Below are 3695 nucleotides of genomic sequence, written 5' to 3' on the forward strand. Positions count from 1 at the left end.
CACTTTTGCGTACGTTTTTGAGAGCAGAGCGAATGGATCGGATCGAGTTGTTGCGTCCCGCCGACTGGCATCTGCATGTGCGGCAGGGCGAAGCGATGCGCGCGGTGGTGCCGGCGAGCGCGGCGGTGTTCGCTCAGGCGCTCGTCATGCCAAATCTCAAGCCGCCGGTGACGACGACCGCCGCGGCGCTTGCCTACCGCGAGGAGATCCTGGCGGCGGCGCGATCGGCCGGGGGGCGGGCGGCGTCCTTCGTGCCGTGGATGACACTCTATCTCACCGAGGCGACGGCGCCGCAGGAGATCGACCGGGCGGTGGATAGTGGGGCGGTGCTCGCGGCCAAGCTCTATCCGGCCGGGGCGACCACGAACTCCGATGCTGGCGTGCGCCGCATCGAGCGAATCTATCCCGTGCTCGAACGGATGCAGGAGCGCGGCCTGGTGCTGTGCGTACATGGCGAAGTGGTCGATCCCGAAGTGGACATCTTCGATCGCGAGGCGGTGTTCGTCGAACGGGTGCTCGCGCCGCTGGTGGCGCGTTTCCCCGGCTTGAAAGTGGTGCTGGAGCACGTGACGACCGCCGAAGGGGCGGCCTTCGTGCGCGAGGCGCCCGAGACGGTGGCCACTACCCTCACCGCGCATCATCTGCGCTACGAGCGCAACGCCATGCTCGCCGGCGGCATCCGGCCGCATTTCTACTGCCTGCCGATCCTCAAGCGTGAGCGCCACCGCCGGGCGCTGGTGGAAGCGGCCACGAGCGGTTCGCCCAAATTCTTCCTCGGCACCGACTCGGCGCCGCATCCGCGCGGGGCGAAGGAATCGGCCTGCGGCTGTGCCGGCTGCTACACCGCGCCGCTCGCGCTGCCGCTCTACGCCGAGGTGTTCGAGGCGGCCGGCGCCCTCGACCGACTCGAAGGGTTCGCCTCGCGCTTCGGCGCCCGCTTCTACGGCGTGCCGGAGAGCACGGAGCGCATCGCTCTGGTGCGGCGGCCGTGGACGGTGCCGGCTGCAGTACCCTTGGGCGAGGGCGAGGAGGTGGTGCCTCTGCGCGCCGGCGAGACGATGGGCTGGGTGGTTGAGTGAGGAGAGGGCGATGCGCTGGAGGAGAGGGGCGATCGCGGCGCTATGCGCCTTGGGCTTGGCCGCTTGCGAGGATGCGGCGATCAGTTACCGCATCGAGGGGATGAATCATGCGCTGGTGCTCGAGCGCCAGCAGTCCTTCCCCTGGAGCGAGGTGAAGCAGGCGGTGGTCGTCTCGCGCCTGCCGAAGTGTCAGCGAAAGTATCCGATCGAGTCCGATCGCGCCGAGATGACGCCGATGAAGGTTTATGAGGCGGGAGACCTGCTGTGGGCGCTCGAGCAGGGCGGGCGCTGGTACCTCGCCTCGACCGAGGATTGCCGCCTGCAACCTTGGGACAAGCCCGACCCGCAGGCGCTGGGGCCTGTGGTGGGGACTTTTCTGCACCGTGATGGCGTCCTCGTCTTCGAGACGGCGCCCAAATCTGCCCCATAAGGAACTTCCGCCGCGCCGTGCGGTATCATGTAGCGGGAAGTCCGCCCGGCAGTCGCTGCGCGCCGCAAGGCGCGGAGAGGAAAGTCCGGGCTCCACAGAGCAGGATGCCGGCTAACGGCCGGGCGCCGCGAGGCGACGGAAAGTGCCACAGAGAACAGACCGCCGATGGCCCGCGAGGGCTCAGGCAAGGGTGAAACGGTGGCCGGGGAGACCCGGCGCGGGGGCGATCCCTGCGGGTAAGAGCCCACCGCGTCTCCGGTAACGGAGGCGGCACGGTAAACCCCATCCGGAGCAAGGCCGAATAGGGGAGCGATGGCGTGGCTCGCGCCGCTCCCGGGTTGGCCGCTCGAGCCCGTCGGCAACGGCGGGCCTAGAGGAATGACTGCCCCGCATCGCACGATGCGCGACAGAACCCGGCTTAAGCGGCGGGCTTCCCTTCTTTACATTTGCTTACAAAGCATGCCGCGCCCGTTGCCGTGGCGCAAGACCGATCGATTCTCTTTTGTCATGCTGAAACGGAGGGGCATTCCCTTGCCCGTCCGGCTGTTGTTTTCGCTTCCTGTTCGCTTCCATTCATTCGTCTTGCCGGCCTGCCCGGAATGCGGCAGTGAGGTTTTTTTGCGGCCGTGGGATTTCGTGGGAAAAAGTGGCAAAATGTGGGTGTTGCGGCCAGAGGCGACGGCGATGTTCCAGGGGGCGGTCACGCTCAGTCTCGATGCGAAAGGACGGATCGTCGTTCCGGCGCGTTTTCGCGCGGCCCTGGCGCCCGAAGATCGCCCCGTGGTGCTGACGGCGCATCCGCACAAGTGTCTGCTGGTCTATCCCGAAGCGGTGTGGGCGCCCATCCGCGAGCGCATCGTGGCCCTGCCTGGGCTCGATCCGCGCACCGCGGCCTTGAAGCGCCTGCTGGTGGGGTTTGCTCAGGAAGAGGAGCTCGATGCCTCCGGACGGGTGTCGGTGGCCGCTTCCCTGCGGCAGTGGGCGGGGCTGGAGAAGAACGTGTGGCTGGTGGGTCAAGGCACGCATTTCGAGTTGTGGTCCGAAGCGGGGTGGCAGGCGCAGCAGCAGGCGATGCTGGCGCTCTCGGCCGAGGATCTGGCCGGGACGTTCGAGGGCGTGGTGCTGTGAGCGAAGCGCACGTTTCCGTGCTGCTCGAAGAGGCGATCGAGGCGCTCGCACCGCGCCCCGACGGCATCTATGTCGATGGCACCTTTGGGCGCGGCGGGCATAGCCGCGCGTTGTTGCAGCGCCTGGGGCCGCAAGGGCGGGTGATCGCCTTCGATCGTGACCCGGAGGCGATCGCGCACGGCCGCGCCTGGAACGAGCCGCGCCTTACTCTGGTGCATGCGCCGTTCTCGCGCCTGGGGGCCGAGCTCGACGCGCTGGGGGTGGCGCAGGTCGACGGCATCCTGCTCGATCTGGGGGTTTCCTCGCCGCAGCTCGATGCGCCCGAGCGCGGCATGAGTTTCCGCTTCGATGCGCCGCTCGACATGCGCATGGATCCGACGAGCGGCGAACCCGTATCGAGCTGGCTCGCGCGCGCGAGCCGTGAAGAGATCAGGGAGGTGATAAAAAATTATGGCGAAGAACGGTTTGCTGATGCGATTGCAAAGGCGATTGTTGCTGCGCGCGCAAGGGCGCCTATCGAGCGCACAGGACGACTTGCCGAGCTCGTGGCGCAGGCGGTGCGTACGCGCGAGCCGGGGCAGCACCCTGCGACGCGCACCTTTCAGGCTCTTCGGATTTTCGTCAATCGCGAGCTCGAAGAGCTCTCGCTGACCCTGCCGCAGGCGATGGCGCGTCTGCGCCCCGGCGCGCGGCTGGTGGTGATCAGTTTCCATTCGCTCGAAGACCGGATCGTGAAGCATTTCATGCGTGAGCACTCTTTCCCGCCGCCGCTGCCGCCGGGCCTGGCGGTGCGCGAGGCCGAGCGCCCGGTGCCGCCGCTACGGTGGGTGGTGCGCAAGCTGCGGCCTTCCGCAGAAGAATGCGCCCGCAACCGCCGTGCTCGCAGCGCGGTGATGCGGGTGGCGGAGCGGCGCTCATGACGCGCTTCGAGGCGATGCTCGTCGGTCTGGTGGTGGCGAGCGGCGTGATGCTGGTGCAGGCCAAGCACGAGGCGAGGCTGCGCTATCTGGCGCTGGAGATGCAGACGCGGCGAGGCGAGCGGCTCGACGTGGAGTGGC

At 67.9% G+C, this 3695-nt stretch carries 5 protein-coding genes and 1 other RNA gene; 5 read left to right on the plus strand and 1 reads right to left on the minus strand.

Going from position 1 to position 3695, the window contains the following annotated elements; genetic code table 11:
* The first annotated feature begins 32 nt into the window (after positions 1–32).
* The 3 genes from pyrC to rnpB all read left to right on the plus strand — a co-directional run bounded on the left by pyrC (position 33) and on the right by rnpB (position 1947).
* Entirely contained in the window at positions 33–1079 is a 1047-nt protein-coding gene (gene pyrC / locus OA56_RS09125; RefSeq protein ID WP_461584824.1) for a dihydroorotase, read from the plus strand.
* A gap of 10 nt (positions 1080–1089) precedes the next feature.
* Positions 1090–1509, plus strand: coding sequence for a hypothetical protein (locus OA56_RS09130; protein ID WP_461584826.1), 420 nt, complete (start codon positions 1090–1092; stop codon positions 1507–1509).
* Positions 1510–1545: 36 nt separating this feature from the next.
* An RNA gene (rnpB, locus tag OA56_RS09135) (RNase P RNA component class A) lies at positions 1546–1947 on the plus strand.
* 2 nt (positions 1948–1949) lie between these two features.
* Here rnpB and OA56_RS09140 read toward each other — a convergent pair.
* Entirely contained in the window at positions 1950–2213 is a 264-nt protein-coding gene (locus OA56_RS09140) for a hypothetical protein (protein WP_461584828.1), read from the minus strand.
* Here OA56_RS09140 and mraZ point away from each other — a divergent pair.
* Entirely contained in the window at positions 2194–2637 is a 444-nt protein-coding gene (mraZ, locus tag OA56_RS09145) for a division/cell wall cluster transcriptional repressor MraZ (RefSeq protein ID WP_141054268.1), read from the plus strand. The two genes, OA56_RS09140 and mraZ, sit on opposite strands and share 20 nt — an antisense overlap.
* Entirely contained in the window at positions 2634–3557 is a 924-nt protein-coding gene (rsmH, locus tag OA56_RS09150; RefSeq protein WP_461584830.1) for a 16S rRNA (cytosine(1402)-N(4))-methyltransferase RsmH, read from the plus strand. The genes mraZ and rsmH overlap by 4 nt, the downstream gene beginning before the upstream one ends.
* The last annotated feature ends 138 nt before the right edge of the window (positions 3558–3695 follow it).

The organism is Tepidiphilus sp. HLB4, assembly GCF_054823945.1.